Origin of the sequence: Pseudomonas sp. BNK-44-b (genome assembly GCF_047456245.1) — a bacterium.
GTDB lineage: Bacteria > Pseudomonadota > Gammaproteobacteria > Pseudomonadales > Pseudomonadaceae > Aquipseudomonas > Aquipseudomonas machongensis.
The window spans coordinates 551425-568852 of sequence record NZ_CP179908.1; the positions used below are offsets into that span (position 1 = coordinate 551425).

Sequence of the window (17428 nt, forward strand, 5' to 3'; positions counted from 1 at the left end):
ACTGCAGGATCTCTTGTGGTAGTGGGTGCAACTCAGTGCATGAAACCTTCCATGAATCCGGCCAGGCCGCTGGCCAGGCGCCGCCGCCAGGCCGGGCTGGCCGGGTTGGCGAGGGTGCGGTCCTCGTGGACGAAACTCTGGATGATCGCGTTGTAGCCTAGCCAGCGGCAGGGCTCGGGCGGCCAACTGGCCAGGCTCGACAGCGGGCGGTTGTCGTGGACCCAGGGCTGGGCTGTCAGTTCGTTGTGCTGGCCGAGAATCAGTGCTGCGAGCGTGCGCCCGCCCAGGTTGGTGGCGCCGACGCCTTCGCCGCCATAGCCACCCGAGAGCGCCAGGCCGCGTTGACGATCGCACAGCATGTGCGGACGGAAACGCCGCGCCATCCCCAGGTTGCCGCCCCAGGAGTGGGTGATGCGCACGTTCTTCAGGTGTGGGAACAGCTCGCCGAACAGATAGCGGCGCAGCTCGATCTCGGCGTCGCTGAGGCTGAAGTCCTCGCGCAGGCGGCCACCGAAGCGATACCCGCCGCGGGCGCCGAACACCAGGCGGTTGTCGGTGGTGCGCTGACCGTAGGTGACCTGGCGGCTGCCTTCGCTGAAGGCCTGGCCCTGGCTCAGGCCGATCTGCTCCCAGGCCGATTCCGGCAGCGGCTCGGTGGCCACCAGCAGGCTTTGCACGGGCAGTTGATGGCGACCCAGCGGCGGCAGGCTGGCGGCGTAGCCTTCGACCGCCGGCACGACCCATTGGCAACGGACCTTGGCCTGGGCGGTGTGCACCTCACCGGTCTGCCAGTCGCTGGCCGGGGTGTTTTCGTAGATCGGCACGCCCATGCCCTCGACCACGCGTGCCAGACTGCGCACCAGCTTGGCGGGCTGGATGGTCGCGACGTGGGGGCTGAAGATCGCGCCGTAGGCATTGCTGACCCGCAGTTGGCCAGCCAGTTGTTCGGGCTTGAGCCAGCGGTAGTCGTCTTCGTTCATGCCCTGACGGTACAGGTCGTCGAGGTAGGCGCGCAGGCTGCGCTCCTGCTCCGGGTAGCGGGCGGCGCAGTAGATGACCCCACCCTTGCGGTAGTCGCAGTCGATGCCTTCGCGTTGCAGCACGCCGTGCACTTCGTCAGGGATGGCGTGCAGCAGGTCGACGCTGGCGCGGCGCTGCTGTGGGGAAAGGGTGGCCAGCAGACGGTCTTCGCCCAGCAGGTTGCCCATCAGCCAGCCGCCGTTGCGCCCGGAGGCGCCGAAGCCTGCGGTGTTGGCCTCGAGGATGGCGATGCGCAGGTGCGGGGCCTGGCGCTTGAGGTAGTAGGCTGTCCACAGGCCGGTATAGCCGGCGCCGATGATGCACACGTCGACATCCAGGTCCTGCTGCAGCGACGGGCGAGCGTCGAGCGGCTCGTCGAGCTGGTCCATCCAGAGGCTGATCGTGCGCCAGGCTTGCATCAGGTACTGCTCCCACTTCCGTTCAAGGTTCTGGGAGCGATGCTAGTAGTGCGGGCGCTTCGCTGTCTTACGTGCGTGCACGCAGAGAAATCTGCTTCACGTAGGCCTTGGGCGAGAGCCCGGTGTGTTCGCGGAAGCACTTGTAGAACGCCGACAGCGAATTGAAGCCGGCATCGAAAGCCAGTTCGTCGATGGGGGCTCGGCAGCCTGCGCTTTCGAGCCCGGCCAGAAGATGCTGCAGGCGGGCCTGGTTGACGTAGCGGTAGAAGCTCTGGCCGAGCACCTGGTTGAGCAGGTAGGAAATCTGGTTGCGGCTATAGCCGCTTTCTTCTGCCACCTGCTGCAGGTCCAGTTCAGGGTCAAGGTAGGGACGTTGGGCCTGGAAATAGTGTTCGAGGTCCTGGGCCATGGTGCTCAACTGGCGGGGCGAAAGACCCAGGCGGCTGGTGGCGGGACGCGGCCCGGACGCGCTGGCGCCCTTGCCGTCGCGGCGGATCAGCGTGCCGTATTCATTGACCCGCCAGATCAGGTTGTCCTTGACCGTGATCGCCTCGCTGGACTGGAAAGCCACCAGGCCTTCACCGCCCTGGACCGTTACCTGGTACTGGATGAAGGCTGTGCAACCGTCGACCCGGATGCGGTCGCTGTGGACGATGTCCTCCCCGGCTTCGTGCGGCAACGAGACGCGCACGTACTCGCGCAGCTCATCGAAGCCGAGCACGCGGTTCTGGAAAAAGTCGTGGTATTGGATTTCCGGGTGATACAGCGCCATGACCCCATCCAGGTCACGATGCTTCCAGCACAAGTGGTAGCGCATGACGACTTCCGCAGTGAGCGGGGTCTGGGCGGGGCCGTCTGGAAGGAGAGTGGCGGTCATGGGCCGATAATGCATCGGGCTGCTTCAGCCGACAAGGGCGTGCAGTCTGACCGTTGAGGCCCGAGGGCTGTGGATACTGCATAACGCCCTGTTCAACTGGGTGGGTTCGGGCGATTCGCACGATCCTAGGAAGTGGTTTTTGCCTAAGTGCTTGATTTAGCTGGGAGTCATTTTTTGTCACAACTGGCACGCGCGCTGCACCAATCGAGTGGCAAACAAAACGGAAGTTTTGCTCACCCTCATAAGGCGCCGAATCATGATTACCACTGCCGATCTGCCAACTGCTGTCTCCGAGGCCCCGAACCGCTCGGGCGTTTCCTGGGCTGCCATCTTCGCCGGTGCCGCTGCTGCGGCTGCGTTGTCGTTGATCCTCGTGATATTGGGTGCGGGCCTTGGCTTTGCCGCCTCCTCGCCTTGGGCCAACGAAGGTGCCAGCGCCAAGGCGCTGGGGATATCCACCATCGTCTGGCTGCTGATTACCCAGATCCTCGCCTCCGGGCTGGGCGGGTACATGGCTGGCCGCTTGCGAGTGAAGTGGGCCAACCTGCACGGTGACGAGGTGTATTTCCGCGATACCGCCCATGGTTTCCTGTCCTGGGCCATCGCGACCCTGGTCACGGTGTTGATGGTCGTGTCTTCGGCAGGGGGGCTTGCCAGTGCTGGTGCTTCGGCGGGTGCTGCTGCCGCCTCGGGTGCCGTGGCCAGCGTTTCCATGAACGATGACAACAGCAAGCCTTCAGGCGCCGCCGACCCTATGGGCTACTACGTAGATCGTCTATTCCGTGGCGACGGCCCGGTCGCGGTAAGCGAGGATGCGGCCAATGGCGTGGCCAGCCGGATCCTGATCCGCGGCCTGGCTGCCGATGGCGGGATGGCTGCCGAGGATCGCACCTACCTCGCGCAACTGGTGGCCCAGCGTACTCGCCTGACCCAGGCCGAGGCTCAGGCCCGCGTCGAGCAAGTCTATGAAGAGGCGCGCCAGGATGCCGCGCAGGCCAAGCAGGCTGCTCAGGAAGCTGCCGAGACCGCAGCGAAGGTTGCCGCCTGGACCGCCATCTGGACCTTCATCGCCCTGCTGTGCGGTGCGTTCTTCGCAAGCTTCGCAGCCTTGTTCGGTGGTCGCCTGCGTGACCGTGCTCGTTGGGTCGAAGAAGACCCGCGTGCCCTGCATGCTTCGACCACTGTTGTCCGTTAATTCGAATTCACGACTGGAGGAACCATCATGCGCTCGATTCTGCTCTGGATGCTTGGGGTGCCAATCCCGGTGATCATTCTGATCGCGATCTTCATGCACTAATAGAAAAGGGCCGCTAATGCGGCCCTTCTCGCAACTGTACAACCCGCAGAAGCGGCTTTATGCCGCTTTACAGGAACTGCTCAGCATAGTGACACGCCACCTGCCGCGTCCCGACCTGCCTGAACGCCGGAATCTCCTTGCCACAACGCTCGGTGGCATAGGGGCAGCGCTTGTGGAAGGCGCAGCCATCAGGCGGGTTCAGCGGGTTGGGCAGCTCACCGGCGATGCGGATCTTCGGCTTCAGCGGGTCGGGGTGAATGGCCGGAGTCGCCGAGAGCAGTGCCTGGGTGTAGGGATGCAGCGGCTTCTCGTAGATATCTTCCTTCGGCCCCATTTCCGCCGGGCGCCCCAGGTACATCACCAGCACCTGGTCAGCGACATGCCGCACCACCGCGAGGTTGTGCGAGATGAACACATAGGCGGTGTTGAACTCTTTCTGCAGGTCCATGAACAGGTTCAGGACCTGGGCCTGGATCGACACATCGAGCGCCGAGGTGGGTTCGTCCGCGACCAGTACCTTGGGCTGCAGCATCATGGCCCGGGCCAGGGCGATACGCTGGCGCTGACCGCCGGAGAACATGTGCGGGTAGCGCTGGTAGTGCTCGGGGCGCAGACCGACCTGCTGCATCATCTTCTGCACTTTGTCGCGGCGCTCGGTCTTGCTCAGCGAGGTATTGATCAGCAGCGGCTCGGCCAGTTGGTCGCCGATCTTCTGCCGCGGATTGAGCGAGGCATAGGGGCTCTGGAAGACCATCTGCACATCACGGCGCAGTTGCTTGCGCTGGGCCTTGTCGGCGCCGTTGACCTCGGTGCCGGCAATTTGCAGCGAGCCTGAGGACGGCTCTTCGATCAGGGTCAGGGCACGGGCGAGGGTGGACTTGCCGCAGCCAGACTCGCCGACCACGGCCAGGGTCTTGCCGGCCTCCAGTTCGAACGACACGCCATTGAGCGCGCGCACCAGTGCATGGCCCTTGAACAGGCCGCGGGAGACTTCGTAGTGACGGGTCAGTTCACGGGCGGACAGAACGACAGTCATCACGCCACCTCCTGGTTCAACGGGTAGAAGCAGCGCACCAGGCTGTGGGCCTGGGGATCGAGGGCCGGACGCTGTGCCCGGCAGTTGTCACGGACATAAGGGCAGCGCGGCGACAGCAGGCAACCCTGGGGGCGGTCATAGCGCCCAGGCACGATGCCGGGCAGTGTGGCCAGCCGTTCGGCGCCGATGCTGTGCTCGGGGATCGCCGCCAGCAGCGCTTCGCTGTAAGGGTGTGCGGGGATGTCGAACAGTTCCGGCACCTGGCCCACTTCCACTGCCTGTCCTGCATACATCACGCACACACGCCTGGCGGTTTCGGCGACCACTGCCAGGTCGTGGGTGATCAGGATGAGCGCCATGTTGCGCTCCTTCTGCAGGTTGACCAGCAGTTCCATGATCTGTGCCTGAATGGTCACATCGAGGGCGGTGGTCGGTTCGTCGGCGATCAGCAGCTTGGGTTCGCCAGCAATCGCCATGGCGATCGCGACGCGCTGGCTCATGCCGCCGGAGAGCTGGTGCGGGTAAGCGTCAAGGCGGCTTTCGGCGGCCGGGATCTCGACTTTCTTGAGCAGTTCCAACGCGCGCTGGCGCGCTGCCTTGCCCTTCAGACCGAGGTGTTGGCGCAGCACTTCCTCGATCTGGTAGCCCACGGTGTAGCTGGGATTGAGTGCGGTCATCGGGTCCTGGAAGACCATGGCGATGTCCTTGCCCACCACCTTGCGCCGTTGACGACCGCTGAGCTTGAGCATGTCGGTGCCGTCGAAGGTGAGGCTGTCGGCGGTGATGCGGCCGGGGGCGTCGATCAGGCCCATCAGGGCCATCATGGTCACCGACTTGCCGGAGCCGGACTCGCCGACGATGGCGAGGATCTCGCCGGCGTCCACCGACAGGTCGAGGCCGTCTACCACAGGTACGGCATTAGCGTCGCCGAAGCGCACGTTCAGGTTGTTGATCTGCAACAGTGACATGGCGCTCTCCTCAGGCGGCGTTCTTGAGTTTCGGGTCCAGCGCATCGCGCAGGCCGTCGCCCATCAGGTTGATTGCCAGCACGCTGAGCAGGATCGTCAGGCCAGGCAGGCTCACCACCCACCAGGCGCGCTCGATGTAGTCGCGGGCAGAGGCCAGCATGGTGCCCCACTCAGGCGTGGGCGGCTGGACGCCGAGGCCGAGGAAGCCCAGGGCAGCGGCGTCGAGGATCGCCGAGGAGAAGCTCAAGGTAGCCTGCACGATCAGCGGTGCCATGCAGTTGGGCAGTACGGTGACGAACATCAGGCGCGGCAGGCTGGCACCGGCCAGACGTGCGGCGGTGACGTAGTCACGGTTCAGCTCGCCCATCACCGCGGCACGGGTCAGGCGTACGTAGGAGGGCAGCGACACCACGGCAATGGCGATCACGGTGTTGATCAGGCCAGGGCCGAGGATGGCGACGATGGCCACGGCCAGCAGCAGCGAAGGCAGGGCCAGCATCACGTCCATCAGGCGCATGATCGACGGGCCGAGCAGACGCGGGAAGAAACCGGCGAACAAGCCCAGCAGGATGCCGGGGATCAGCGACATCACCACCGATGACAGGCCGATCAGCAGCGACAGGCGTGCGCCCTGAATCAGGCGCGAGAGCAGGTCGCGGCCCAGTTCGTCGGTGCCGAGGATGAACTGCCAGGTGCCGCCCTCGAGCCAGACCGGCGGGGTCAGCAGAAAGTCGCGGTATTGCTCGCTGGGATTGTGTGGTGCGACCCAGGGGGCGAACAGCGCACAGAACACGATCAGGCACATGAAGACTAGGCCTGCCACTGCGCCCTTGTTGCGCGAGAAGGCCTGCCAGAACTCCTTGTACGGGGAGGGGTAGAGCTGGCTGTGGTCGGCGGTGGGAGCCTGGGTCACAGCGTTGGAAGTCGGGTTAGTCATGGCGGGGCCCTCAGCGCTGATGACGGATGCGTGGGTTGGCCAGGCCGTAGAGGATATCCACGACGAAGTTGACCAGGATCACCAGGCAGGCGATCAACAGGATGCCGTTCTGGACCACGGGGTAGTCACGGGCGCCGATGGCTTCGATCAGCCATTTGCCAATGCCCGGCCAGGAGAAGATGGTTTCGGTGAGCACGGCACCGGCGAGCAAGGTGCCGACCTGCAGGCCGAACACCGTCAGCACCGGGATCAGCGCATTGCGCAGGCCGTGCACGAATACCACGCGGGCCGGCGACAGACCCTTGGCGCGGGCGGTACGGATGTAGTCTTCGCGCAGCACTTCGAGCATCGAGGAGCGGGTCATGCGGGCGATCACCGCCAACGGGATGGTCCCGAGCACGATGGTCGGCAGGATCAGGTGCATGAACGCATCCTTGAACGAGCCTTCATCGCCCACCAGCAGCGTGTCGATCAGCATGAAGCCGGTCACCGGCTCGACGTCGTACAGCGGGTCGATGCGACCGGACACGGGCGTCCAGCCCATGCTCACCGACGAGAACATGATGAGGATCAGGCCCCACCAGAAAATGGGCATGGAATAGCCGGCGAGCGAGACGCCCATCACCCCATGGTCGAACAACGATCCGCGCTTGAGCGCCGCGATCACCCCGGCCAACAGGCCGAAGACGCCGGCGAAGATCAATGCGCAGAACGCCAACTCCAGCGTCGCGGGGAACAGCGTGGTGAACTCGTTCCACACGCTCTCGCGCGAGCGCAGCGATTCGCCGAGATCGCCCTGGGCGAGCTTGCCGATGTAATCCATGTACTGGGCTGGCAGGGGTTTGTTCAGGCCAAGGCGTTCCATGGCTTGGGCGTGCATTTCAGGGTCGACCCTGCGCTCGCCCATCATCACTTCCACCGGGTCGCCGGGGATCAGGCGTATGAGCGCGAAGGTCAGCAGGGTGATACCGAAGAAGGTCGGTATCAGCAGGCCCAGGCGCCGGGCAATAAAACTCAACATCGTCGGAGGTACCTCATCGGCCGGTCAAGGCAGCCGCCGGCCCTTGCAGAGGCCGGCGGTCATGTTTTTCTTCTACTTCACCTTGGTGGTGGCGAAGTTGTTATTGGTCAGAGGGTTGATGACATACCCCTCTACGTTGTCGCGCATGGCCGTGAACATCTTCGGGTGGGCCATGCTGATCCACGGTTGATCCTCATCGTACACCGCCAGCGCCTCGCTATAGAGCTTGGCACGCTCATCGTTGTCGATGATCTCGCGGGCACGGGTGATCAGTTCCTGGAACTTAGGGTTGCACCAGCGCGCATAGTTCTCGCCGGTCTTGGCGGCATCACAGCTGAGCATGGGTGTCAGGAAGTTGTCCGGGTCACCGTTGTCGCCGGCCCAGCCGGCGGAGACCAGGTCCGCCTCGCCCTTCTTGGCGCGGCGCAGCATCTCGGCCCACTCCATCACGCGGATGTCGAGCTTGAGCCCGATCCTGGCAAGGTCGGCCTGCAGCATCTCTGCCGACAAACGCGGATTGGGGTTGGTCGGGCCGCCACCGTTGCGGGTGAACAGGGTGATGGCGGTGCCCTCGGGGACGCCGGCTTCCTTGAGCAGGGCGCGGGCCTTGTCGAGGTCGCGCGGCGGGTTCTTGTTGGCGGTGTTGTAGCCGATCATGGTCGGCGGGTAGGGGTTGACCCCGACCAGCGCGTTGCCCTTGCCGAACAACTGGTCGACGTGGGTCTGGCGGTCGAAGGCGATGTTGATCGCCTTGCGCACGCGCACGTCGCTCAGGTACTTGTGCTCGGTGTTCATGGCGATGTAGCCGGTGACCAGGGCCTCGATCTCGGCGACCTTGAGCTTGGGATCGGTCTTGATCGCCGGGACGTCGTCGGGTTTGGGGTACAGGGCGATCTGGCATTCGTTGGCCCGCAGTTTCTGCAGGCGCACGTTGTTGTCGGTGGCGATGGCGAACACCAGCGTTTCGCTCGGCGGCTTGCCGCGGAAATAGTCGGGGTTGGCCTTGAAGCGGACCTGGGCGTCCTTGTTGTAGCGCTGGAACACGAATGGCCCGGTGCCGATCGGCTTGCTGTTCAGGTCGCCGGTCTTGCCGGCCTTGAGCAACTGGTCGCCGTATTCGGCGGAGTAGATCGAGGTGAAGGCCATGGCCAGGTCACGCAGGAACGGCGCTTCGGGGCGGGTCAGGGTGATCACCACGGTGTGGTCGTCGGTCTTGCTCACCGACTTGAGCAGTTGCCCGAAGGCCATGCTCTCGAAATAGGGGTAGCCGACGCTGGTCTTGTCGTGCCACGGATGCTTGGCATCGAACTGACGGTTCAGGCTCCACAGCACGTCATCGGCATTGAAGTCGCGGGTGGGGGTGAAGTAGTCGGTGGTGTGGAACTTCACACCCTGGCGCAGGTGGAAGGTGTAAGTCAGGCCGTCGGCGCTGATTTCCCAGCTGTCGGCCAGGGCCGGCTGGATATCGGTGGTGCCGGGCTTGAAGTCGACCAGGCGGTTGAACACGGTCTCGGCCGAGGCGTCGGCGGTGACCGCGGTGGTGTATTGGACGATATCGAAACCTTCGGGGCTGGCTTCGGTGCACACCACCAGGGGCTTGGCCGCGAGGTTGCCGGCAGCGCCCAGGATGATCGCTGCCAGGGCAGCGCGTAGCGGTAGCGATTTCATGGAACCTCCCTGCGAATGACTCCAGCGTAGACGTCACGGCCCGGATAGCCCGGGCCGTGGCGTTGGCGGTCAGAGAATGTTGAACGGAATGGTGGTCACGATGCGCAGCTCGTCCAGGCTGCCATCGGCCTGGGCCTTGCTGGCGCGGTGAGCGGTATAGGTGGCGCGGATGCTGGTGTCCTTCAGCATGCCGCTCTGCACCGCATAGCTGGTGCCGATGCCCCACTCGTAGTGGGTCTCGCCATCCATGCCACGCACGTCGTAGGCGGTACCGCGGTAGTGGGTACCGTCGATGCCCCAGCCGCGGGCGTTGTACAGGTTGAACTTCAGGCCTGGTACGCCGTACTGGGCCATGTTCAGCACGTAGGAAATCTGCAGGGATTTCTCGTTCGGGCCGTTGAAGTCCGACAGCAGGGAGTTGGCCAGGTAGATACCGTTGGTTTCGTGCAGGTAGTCGAAGTACTCGTTGCCGTTGACCTGCTGCCAGGAGGCGGTGAGCGTGTGCGCCTGGTGGGTGAGACCGAACGACAGGCTGTAGGTATCGTTGTCGATATCGCCCATCTTCTTGCTGCCGGCATCGACCGTCTTGTAGTAGTTCAGGCCGGTGGTCAGGCTCAGCACCGCGCTGTCGCCCAACACGTGGTTGGCGCCGAAGTAGTACTGGTTCCAGAAGTCGTCGACCTTGGTGGCGTACAGGCTGGTGGTCAGGCTCTTGAACGGCTGGTAGTTGATACCGGCGGTGCTGGCACGGTCGGTTTCCACGCCGGTGGCGCTGTATTCGGAGCGGAATTTGCTCAGGCTCTGTTCGGTACGCGGCGAGACGCGGTCGAAGGTGCCGATGTCGAACGACAGGTTGTCGAATTCGGCGCTGTGCAACGCCACGCCCTGGAAGCTCGAAGGCAGGGCACGGTTGCCGATGTAGGCGATCATCGGCGTGTCCAGGGACTGGCGGCCGACGGTGAGGGTGGTGTTGGAGATGCGCGCCTTGACGTTGGCCAGGCCCGCCTTGCTCCACTGGCCGACAGGGTCGCCATCGCTATGGGTCAGGGTACGGTTGTTCGGCCCGGCAATCGCTGCGCGACCACGCTCGAGGGCGATGGCGTTGTAGGCGGCGACTTCGGTGGCGAAGCCCACGGTGCCCTGCGTAAAGCCCGAACTGTAGTTGAGGATGGTGCCCTGTACCCAGTTGTCACGGCTGTGGGTGTCGTGGCGGGTGCCGTCGCTCTTGTAGTACTTCCACAGCGGCGCACGGGTGGCGCGTTCGCGGGCGTACCAGTTGCGGGTGCTGCCACTCAGGCTCTGGCCTTCGAAGAAGCCCGAGGCATCGGCCTGCTCGCTGCCCGACTTGAGGCTCAGCGGGTAGAAGTCCTGGCTGACAGGTTCTGCCTGGGCGGCGGCGCAGAAGGCGCCGATGGACAGGGCCAGCGCGGTTTTGGTGGTTCGTTTCAAGGTTAAAGCTCCCTTTCTATTCTTATATCTGTGGCCCGATCTTGTGGGTCGGGCTTGGCTCGGTGACGCGGTACTGCGGGTGTTCACCTGGGATTGCCAGGCAAATCCGGGCTGCACGCGGTCGCGGGAGTGGGGCACTCCCGGTCTGGCGATACAGGGTCAATCGATGCTGACGCCGGAGAAAACGTTGCGTCCGAAGGGGCTGACCTTGAAGTCTTTCACACTGATGCTGAGAGGTTGGTTGACCGTCGAATGGGCCACCGGGGTAATCGGTACCTGCTGCTTGAGGCGTTGCTGGGCCTGCTGGTAGAGGTGGGTGCGCTGTTCGCGGTCGGTGACCTGCTTGGCCTTCTTGACCAGTTCGTCGTACTGGCTGTCGCACCACTGCGAGTAGTTGTTGCTGCCAATGGCATCGCAGCTGAACAGGGTTCCAAGCCAGTTGTCCGGGTCGCCGTTGTCGCCGGTCCAACCGATCAGGGCGATGTCGTGTTCGCCATTTTTCATGCGCTTGAGGTATTCGCCCCATTCGTAGCTGACGATACGGACCTTGAAGCCGAGCTTGCTCCAGTCGGCCTGGAGCATTTCGGCCATGAGCTTGGCATTGGGGTTGTAAGGGCGTTGCACCGGCATGGCCCAGAGGGTGATTTCCGTGCCTGGCTTGACCCCGGCCTGCTCCAGCACCTGCTTGGCCTTTTGCGGATCGAACGGCGCGTCCTTGAGCGTATCGTCGTAGGACCATTGGGTGGGAGGCATGGCGTTGACTGCCGTTTGCCCGGCGTCCTGGTAGACCGCCTGGATGATCGCCTGCTTGTTGACCGCCATGTCCATCGCCTGGCGCACTTCAAGTCGATCGAACGGTGGGTGCTGGGTGTTGTAGGCGATGTAGCCGAGGTTGAAGCCGGGCTGCGTCATGACCTGCAGCTTGCTGTCCTGCTTGAGCGCAGGCAGATCGGCCGGGCGTGGGTGAAGGGTGACCTGGCACTCGTTGCGGCGCAGCTTCTGGATGCGCACCGAAGGGTCGATGTTGATCGAGAACACCAGGTTGTCGATCTTCACCCGGTCAGGCGCCCAGTAGTCCTTGTTGCCCTTGAAGCGGATCTGCGAGTCCTTCTGGTAGCGCTGGAACACGAACGGGCCGGTGCCGATCGGCTTCTGGTTGATGTCGCTGGGCCTGCCGCTGGCCAGCAGGTGCTCGGCGTATTCGGCGGAGAGTATGGAGGCGAAGGCCATGGCGATGTTCTGGATGAACGCGGCATCGACCGTGTTGAGGGTGAAGGCCACCGTGAGCGGGTCGGTTTTCTCGACCTTGGCGATGTTCTTGTCCAGGCCCATGCTGATGAAGTAGGGGAACTCGGTCGGGTAGGCCTTGCGGAACGGATGGTCCTTGTCGAGCATGCGGTTGAAGGTGAACAGCACGTCGTCGGCGTTGAAGTCGCGGGTGGGCTTGAAGTCCTTGTTGTGGTGGAACTTCACCCCGGGCCGCAGGTGGAAGGTGTAGCGCAGGCCGTCTTCGGAGACCTGCCAGTCGGTGGCCAGGCCTGGCTGCACAGCGGTGCCCCCACGCTCGAACTCGACCAGGCGGTTGTAGATCGGTTCGGCGGCATCGTTGTCCGTGGCCGAGGTGTATTGAGCGGTGTCGAAGCCCGCTGGGCTGCCTTCGGAGCAGAACACCAGGTTGTTGGCCTGGGCAGAGAGGGCCTGGCTGAGCAGTCCCAGGCCCAGCACGGTGCCGAGCAGTGTGGTATGGCGCATGGCGATCCTTTCCTCATCCGTTTGCGCTGCCGCACACTGAACGGGCGGCAACAGAAGCCCGTTCCTGACGTTAGCGGCATCAGGAAGGGCGAGACAGGTAATGAATATGTCTAGTGGCGTAAGAAATTTCGGAAGTTTGCCGAGAAATTTCGGCGCCCCGCCGTGCTCACGCCAGCCCCGACAGATGACGGGGCTGGCTGGGCGCTATTTCTCCACGCTTACGCCATAGAAGGAGTTCAGTCCGAACGGGCTGATCTTGAAGTCCTTCACTTTCGCACTCATCGGCTGATAGACCGTGGAGTGGGCGATAGGGGTCATCGGCACCTGCTCCTTGATGATGTGCTGCGCCTGCTTGTACAGCTCCGTGCGCTTGGCCTGGTCGGAGGTGGCCTTGGCCTGCTTGATGATGTCGTCGTACGGCTTGTAGCACCACTTGGAGAAGTTGTTACCCTCCAGCGCGTCGCAACCGAACAGGGTGCCGAGCCAGTTGTCCGGGTCACCGTTGTCGCCGCTCCAGCCGATCAGCATGGCGCCGTTTTCGCCGCCCTTGGAGCGCTTGATGTACTCGCCCCATTCGTAGCTGACGATCTTGGCCTTGATGCCGATCTTGGACCAGTCCGACTGCAGCATCTCGGCCATCAGCTTGGCGTTGGGGTTGTAGGGGCGTTGCACCGGCATGGCCCACAGGGTGATCTCGGTGCCCTCCTTGACGCCGGCCTCCTTGAGCAACTGCCTGGCTTTCTCCGGATCGTACTTGGCGTCCTTGATGGTGGTGTCGTAGGACCACTGGGTCGGTGGCATGGCATTGACCGCCAGCTGGCCGGCGCCCTGGTACACCGAATCGATGATCTGCTGCTTGTTCACCGCCATGTCCAGCGCCTCGCGCACCTTGAGCTGGGCCATGGGGTTGGGCTCGTTGCTGCCCTTGATCTTGTCCATCACGTTGTAGGCGATGTAGCCGAGGTTGAAGCCGGCCTGTTCAGGCATCTGCAGCTTCGGATCCTTCTTCAGCGGCTCGATATCGGCTGGGCGTGGGAACAGCGTGACCTGGCACTCGTCGCGCTTGAGCTTCTGCATGCGCACCGAGGCGTCGGTGCTGATGGCGAAGACCAGGTTGTCGATCTTCACGTCGTCCGGTTTCCAGTAGTCCTTGTTGCCCTTGTAGCGGATCAGCGCGTCCTTCTGGTACCTGTTGAACACGAATGGACCGGTGCCGATCGGCTTCTGGTTGATGTCGGCGGCCTTGCCCTGCTTGAGCAGCTGGTCGGCGTACTCGGCGGACTGGATCGAGGCGAAGCTCATCGCCAGGTTCTGGATGAACGCGGCGTCCACTTCGTTGAGGGTGAAGCGTACGGTGTGTTCGTCGACCTTCTCGAGCTTGGCGATGTTCTTGTCCATGCCCATGTCGGTGAAGTACGGGAATTCGGTGGGGTAGGCCTTGCGGAACGGCATGTCCTTGTCGAGCATGCGGTTGAAGGTGAACAGCACGTCGTCGGCGTTGAATTCACGGCTTGGCTTGAAGTAGTCGGTGGTGTGGAACTTGACCCCTTCACGCAGGTGGAAGGTATAGGTCTTGCCGTCGTCGGAAACGTCCCATTTGGTGGCCAGACCGGGGACGACGGCGGTGCCGCCACGCTCGAACTGGGTCAGGCGGTTGAAGATCGTTTCGGCCGAGGCGTCGAAGTCGGTTCCGGTGGTGTATTGGCCCGGGTCGAAACCGGCGGGGCTGCCTTCGGAGCAGAACACCAGGTTGGACGCGGCGAGGGCGGCAGGGGCGCCAGCCAGCAGGCCTGCGCCTACCAGGAACGGAATGACTGCGTGTTTGAGCATGGTGGCCTCATTGTTGTCATTTTTGATTTGAGGTGGCCTCGTGAGCCGACCTGCGGATACTTATGCAGGGGGTGTACCCATTGCAACACTCAACAGGATAGTCGGCGCCAGAAATGTGGCACGGTCGTACATGGATGTCGCATTCATGTAAATTTTGCGTAGGTTGAACGTTTGCGCAAGAAAAAAGCTGGCATTTTGCGACATGTTTCGAAGCGTTGAGGCATGTAGGATGCACTTTAAGGGTGCGTAGGAATATTCATCTGAAGAGCTGCGGTATGGGATTCGCCGCTGTCATTGCGACAGGTGCGGCGAGATGGGGAGGGAAGGGGCCGTCCTGGCGGCGGCCCCGGTCGCTCAATCGAGCGCAGCCGCGATCACGGCATCTGTACTTCGATCAGCCCGTCGGCATTCATGCTGACTTCGCTGGTGCCCGCTTCGATATCCGGCGAGGCCGCTTCATCCGCAGCCATGGCTTTCATCGCCATCGGTGCGCTGCGCATGTAAGGGCGCGGGTAGCCGCTGCTGTTGAGGTTCAGGCTGACCACTTTGTAGCCTTTGCCGCCGAGGGCCTCGGTAGCCAGTTGGGCGCGGGCCTTGAAGGCGTTGACTGCATCCTTGAGCAGCTCGTCTTCACTGGCCTTGCGGGTGGCCGGGGCGATGGAGAAGTCCATGCCGCCCATCTTCAGCTCCTGCAGCAGTTCACCGGTGAGCTTGGACAGGGCTGGGAAGTCGGCGCTTTCCAGGCGCAGTTCGGCGCGCTCGCGCCAGCCGGTGATCTTCTGGCCCTTGGTGTCGTAGACCGGATAGCTGTTACGGCTGCCTTGGCTGATCTTCACGTCCTTGACTTCGCGGGCCTGCTGGACCGCCTTGTTCATGGTCTCGGTGATCTGCTTGGCGAGCTTGCCCGGGTCGGTGTTCTGCGCTTCGCTGTAAAGGGTGACGACCATCAGGTCGCGGGCCACTTCCTTGCTGACCTCGGCGCGCAGCGAAACCTGGTTGTAGCGTGGCTCGTCTGCGGCCAGGGCCGGCAGGCTGGCGAGCATGCCACAAGACAGGACGAACGCGGCGCTGCGACGGGAAATGTGCATGTATGACTCCTTCAAATAGAAAGCGTGGGGATGATGTCCATTCCACGCATGGCCAATCAGACCGGAAACAGTGGAGTGGGTTCAACAATGCCATCATGACTTTGTGACAGAGTGTGGCGCTTTGCCGCATTGCTGCAGCGGGGGCCATGGCTTCGGTATACTCCAGCCGATTGTCCTGGAGCACTCATCAGGAGAGCTCATGCTCGCCCCCGCACACCCAATGTCCGCCACTCGCCAGAACCTCTGGCGCCTGACCATCATTCGCATCCTGGTCCTGGCCGCCCAGGCCGGCTCCGTGGGCGTGGCCTACTGGACCGAGCTGCTGCCGCTGCCATGGCTGTCGCTGGTGGCAACCCTGGCGCTATCGTCGCTGCTGTGTGCCTTCACCGCCTTGCGGCTGCGCCTGACCTTGCCGGTCACGGAGATGGAGTACGCCCTGCAACTGGCCTGTGACCTGCTGATCCACAGTGCCTTGCTGTACTACTCGGGGGGCTCGACCAACCCCTTCGTGTCCTATTACCTGGTGCCGCTGGCGATTGCTGCCGTGACCCTGCCGTGGATCTATTCACTGGTGTTGTCGGGCATTGCGCTGGTCGCCTACAGCCTGCTGCTGGTGCAGTTCTACCCGCTGGAGACGCTGCCGCTGGCGCGCGACACCATGCAGGTGTATGGCATGTGGCTGAGCATCGCCCTGGCCGCTGCTGTCATTACCTTCTTCGCCGCGCGCATGGCCGAAGAGCTGCGCCGCCAGGAGCAGATGCGTGCCGAGCGGCGCGAGGAAAGCCTGCGCGATGAACAGTTGCTGGCCGTGGCCACCCAGGCCGCTGGGGCCGCCCACGAGCTGGGCACGCCGTTGGCGACCATGAGCGTGCTGATCAACGAGATGCGCCAGGACCATACCGATCCGCAGTTGCAGGAAGACCTTGCGGTACTGCAGGACCAGGTCAAGCTGTGCAAGCAGACGCTACAGCAACTGGTGCGTGCCGCCGAAGCCAACCGACGCATGAATGTGCAAGAGCAGGAGGTCACCGCCTGGCTCGACGAGGCGCTCAACCGCTGGCACCTGATGCGCCCTGAAGCCAGTTACCGCTTCCAGCGCCTGCGCGATGGCGAGGTGCCGCGGCTGATTCCGCCACCCGACCTCACCCAGGCGCTGCTCAACCTGCTGAACAACGCCGCCGATGCCTGTCCGAATGACCTCGAAGTGCGTCTGGACTGGGATGCACAGGATATCCTGATCAGCATCCGCGACCATGGCGCCGGCGTACCGGTGGCCATCGCCGAGGCGATCGGCAAACCCTTCTTTACCACCAAGGGCAAAGGCTTCGGCCTGGGCCTGTTCCTGAGCAAGGCCAGCGTGACCCGCGCGGGGGGCTCGGTGAAACTCTATAGTCATGAAGAGGGCGGCACCCTGACCGAGCTGCGCCTGCCCCATGGCAAGCGAGGAGATGAACGATGAGCGACGAGAACCAGATCGAAGGCGAAGAGCTGCCGCACCTGCTGCTGGTGGATGATGACGCCACCTTTACCCGGGTGATGGCCCGTGCCATGAGCCGCCGCGGTTTTCGGGTGAGCACCGCCGCCAGCGCCGAAGAGGGATTGATCCTGGCCCAGCAGGACTTGCCGGACTACGCCACGCTGGACTTGAAGATGGAGGGCGACTCGGGCCTGGTCCTGTTGCCCAAGCTGCTGGAACTGGACCCGGAGATGCGTGTGCTGATCCTGACCGGCTATTCGAGCATCGCCACTGCGGTTGAGGCGATCAAGCGCGGTGCTTGCAACTACCTGTGCAAGCCGGCCGACGCCGACGATGTGCTGGCGGCGCTGCTGTCCGAACATGCCGACCTCGATACCCTGGTGCCGGAAAACCCGATGTCGGTGGACCGCCTGCAGTGGGAACACATCCAGCGCGTGTTGACCGAGCACGAGGGCAATATCTCCGCCACGGCGCGGGCGCTGGGCATGCACCGGCGCACCTTGCAGCGCAAGCTGCAGAAGCGCCCGGTGCGGCGCTGATCCATCGGTAGACCGCGGCGTCTGCTCCGACTTGCCCGTGAAGCAGGCGC

The 17428-nt window shown here is 63.5% G+C and carries 14 protein-coding genes; 3 read left to right on the forward strand and 11 right to left on the reverse strand.

Annotation, left to right across the window (positions count from 1 at the left end; translation table 11 throughout):
* Positions 1 to 32: 32 nt before the first annotated feature.
* Positions 33 to 1439 (reverse strand): NAD(P)/FAD-dependent oxidoreductase, encoded by a 1407-nt coding sequence (locus ACMGGG_RS02740; protein ID WP_414154832.1) that lies wholly within the window; start codon positions 1437 to 1439, stop codon positions 33 to 35.
* Positions 1440 to 1506: 67 nt separating this feature from the next.
* A complete protein-coding gene (locus ACMGGG_RS02745) occupies positions 1507 to 2331 on the reverse strand; it encodes an AraC family transcriptional regulator (RefSeq protein ID WP_172964791.1) in 825 nt (274 codons plus the stop codon).
* A gap of 241 nt (positions 2332 to 2572) precedes the next feature.
* Between ACMGGG_RS02745 and ACMGGG_RS02750 the strand changes: the two genes are divergently transcribed.
* Entirely contained in the window at positions 2573 to 3511 is a 939-nt protein-coding gene (locus ACMGGG_RS02750) for a hypothetical protein (protein WP_414154833.1), read from the forward strand.
* Between the two features lie 169 nt (positions 3512 to 3680).
* On the opposite strand, the gene ACMGGG_RS02755 is transcribed toward ACMGGG_RS02750, so the two are convergent.
* The 9 genes from ACMGGG_RS02755 to ACMGGG_RS02795 all read right to left on the reverse strand — a co-directional run bounded on the left by ACMGGG_RS02755 (position 3681) and on the right by ACMGGG_RS02795 (position 15362).
* Complete coding sequence (locus tag ACMGGG_RS02755; RefSeq protein WP_065863269.1) at positions 3681 to 4649, reverse strand: peptide ABC transporter ATP-binding protein; 969 nt, start codon at positions 4647 to 4649, stop codon at positions 3681 to 3683.
* Positions 4649 to 5617: an ABC transporter ATP-binding protein gene (locus ACMGGG_RS02760; RefSeq protein ID WP_125930687.1), complete on the reverse strand. Its 969-nt coding sequence runs from the start codon at positions 5615 to 5617 to the stop codon at positions 4649 to 4651. The genes ACMGGG_RS02755 and ACMGGG_RS02760 overlap by 1 nt, the downstream gene beginning before the upstream one ends.
* A gap of 10 nt (positions 5618 to 5627) precedes the next feature.
* Positions 5628 to 6554, reverse strand: a complete 927-nt coding sequence (locus ACMGGG_RS02765; RefSeq protein ID WP_054893481.1) for an ABC transporter permease subunit — start codon at positions 6552 to 6554, stop codon at positions 5628 to 5630.
* Positions 6555 to 6564: 10 nt separating this feature from the next.
* Complete coding sequence (locus ACMGGG_RS02770; protein ID WP_054893480.1) at positions 6565 to 7575, reverse strand: ABC transporter permease subunit; 1011 nt, start codon at positions 7573 to 7575, stop codon at positions 6565 to 6567.
* A 72-nt stretch (positions 7576 to 7647) separates the two neighbouring features.
* Positions 7648 to 9243, reverse strand: a complete 1596-nt coding sequence (locus ACMGGG_RS02775) for an ABC transporter substrate-binding protein (protein WP_054893479.1) — start codon at positions 9241 to 9243, stop codon at positions 7648 to 7650.
* 69 nt (positions 9244 to 9312) lie between these two features.
* Complete coding sequence (locus ACMGGG_RS02780; protein WP_063543133.1) at positions 9313 to 10692, reverse strand: OprD family porin; 1380 nt, start codon at positions 10690 to 10692, stop codon at positions 9313 to 9315.
* 159 nt (positions 10693 to 10851) lie between these two features.
* Positions 10852 to 12444, reverse strand: a complete 1593-nt coding sequence (locus ACMGGG_RS02785) for an ABC transporter substrate-binding protein (protein ID WP_414154834.1) — start codon at positions 12442 to 12444, stop codon at positions 10852 to 10854.
* A 204-nt stretch (positions 12445 to 12648) separates the two neighbouring features.
* Complete coding sequence (locus tag ACMGGG_RS02790) at positions 12649 to 14274, reverse strand: ABC transporter substrate-binding protein (protein ID WP_125930684.1); 1626 nt, start codon at positions 14272 to 14274, stop codon at positions 12649 to 12651.
* 374 nt (positions 14275 to 14648) lie between these two features.
* Positions 14649 to 15362, reverse strand: coding sequence for an SIMPL domain-containing protein (locus ACMGGG_RS02795; RefSeq protein WP_063543138.1), 714 nt, complete (start codon positions 15360 to 15362; stop codon positions 14649 to 14651).
* Between the two features lie 199 nt (positions 15363 to 15561).
* On the opposite strand from ACMGGG_RS02795, the gene ACMGGG_RS02800 reads away from it, so the two are divergent.
* Together ACMGGG_RS02800 and ACMGGG_RS02805 are read left to right on the forward strand one after the other, a co-directional pair.
* A complete protein-coding gene (locus tag ACMGGG_RS02800; protein WP_054894409.1) occupies positions 15562 to 16821 on the forward strand; it encodes an ATP-binding protein in 1260 nt (419 codons plus the stop codon).
* Positions 16818 to 17378, forward strand: coding sequence for a response regulator transcription factor (locus tag ACMGGG_RS02805; protein WP_054894408.1), 561 nt, complete (start codon positions 16818 to 16820; stop codon positions 17376 to 17378). The genes ACMGGG_RS02800 and ACMGGG_RS02805 overlap by 4 nt, the downstream gene beginning before the upstream one ends.
* The last annotated feature ends 50 nt before the right edge of the window (positions 17379 to 17428 follow it).

Coding starts and splice junctions, on each gene's coding strand:
- ACMGGG_RS02740 (WP_414154832.1), bottom strand. CDS start 1,439: ATGCAAGCCTGGCGCACGATCAGCCTCTGGATGGACCAGCTCGACGAG.
- ACMGGG_RS02745 (WP_172964791.1), bottom strand. CDS start 2,331: ATGCATTATCGGCCCATGACCGCCACTCTCCTTCCAGACGGCCCCGCC.
- ACMGGG_RS02750 (WP_414154833.1), top strand. CDS start 2,573: ATGATTACCACTGCCGATCTGCCAACTGCTGTCTCCGAGGCCCCGAAC.
- ACMGGG_RS02755 (WP_065863269.1), bottom strand. CDS start 4,649: ATGACTGTCGTTCTGTCCGCCCGTGAACTGACCCGTCACTACGAAGTC.
- ACMGGG_RS02760 (WP_125930687.1), bottom strand. CDS start 5,617: ATGTCACTGTTGCAGATCAACAACCTGAACGTGCGCTTCGGCGACGCT.
- ACMGGG_RS02765 (WP_054893481.1), bottom strand. CDS start 6,554: ATGACTAACCCGACTTCCAACGCTGTGACCCAGGCTCCCACCGCCGAC.
- ACMGGG_RS02770 (WP_054893480.1), bottom strand. CDS start 7,575: ATGTTGAGTTTTATTGCCCGGCGCCTGGGCCTGCTGATACCGACCTTC.
- ACMGGG_RS02775 (WP_054893479.1), bottom strand. CDS start 9,243: ATGAAATCGCTACCGCTACGCGCTGCCCTGGCAGCGATCATCCTGGGC.
- ACMGGG_RS02785 (WP_414154834.1), bottom strand. CDS start 12,444: ATGCGCCATACCACACTGCTCGGCACCGTGCTGGGCCTGGGACTGCTC.
- ACMGGG_RS02790 (WP_125930684.1), bottom strand. CDS start 14,274: ATGCTCAAACACGCAGTCATTCCGTTCCTGGTAGGCGCAGGCCTGCTG.
- ACMGGG_RS02795 (WP_063543138.1), bottom strand. CDS start 15,362: ATGCACATTTCCCGTCGCAGCGCCGCGTTCGTCCTGTCTTGTGGCATG.
- ACMGGG_RS02800 (WP_054894409.1), top strand. CDS start 15,562: ATGCTCGCCCCCGCACACCCAATGTCCGCCACTCGCCAGAACCTCTGG.
- ACMGGG_RS02805 (WP_054894408.1), top strand. CDS start 16,818: ATGAGCGACGAGAACCAGATCGAAGGCGAAGAGCTGCCGCACCTGCTG.